Raw genomic sequence first — 510 nt, 5'->3', positions numbered from 1 at the left:
ATCACGGTGTCGGTCACCGGGGCCAGGGCCAGACCGATGCCGGTCCCGGCCAGGACGAGGCCGGTGAGCACGGAGAGGTAGCCACCGGGCAGCTCGGCCAGGGCGAGCACTCCCACCGAGCACACCAGGAGCCCGGCGCTCACGGCACCGCGGGCTCCGGCCCGCCGGGTGAGCCCGGGGGACAGGGCCGACCCCGCGCCGACGGCCAGGGCCAGTGGCGCCACCGCAAGGCCTGCCTTCAACGGGCCGTACCCCATGCCGAACTGGAGCCGCTGCGTCAGTACGAAGAGGGTGCCCGCGAGGCCCATGAAGAGCAGCATGTTCCCCGCGCTCGCTCCGAGGAACGCGGGCTTGCGCAGCAGCGCGAAGTCCACCATCGGGCTCGGGTGGCGCCGCTCCCACCGCACGAACACCGCCGCCGCGCCGGCCGCGCAGGCCAGGGCCGCGAGGACCGGCGCCGATGTCCAGCCGTCGCCCGCCGCGTGGATCGCCCCGTACACGAGCGAGGCC

1 protein-coding gene is annotated in these 510 nt (G+C 75.5%); it reads right to left on the bottom strand.

All coding sequences use genetic code 11. From position 1 onward, the window contains the following. The coding region (locus tag ABD378_RS42875; protein WP_344530752.1) for an MFS transporter at positions 1-510 on the bottom strand (510 nt) is incomplete at both ends.

Origin of the sequence: Streptomyces rectiviolaceus, from assembly GCF_039533825.1 — a bacterium.
Lineage (GTDB): Bacteria > Actinomycetota > Actinomycetes > Streptomycetales > Streptomycetaceae > Streptomyces > Streptomyces rectiviolaceus.
Note: the sequence above shows the minus strand (reverse complement) of the source record. Positions and strands in the feature narration are given on the sequence as shown.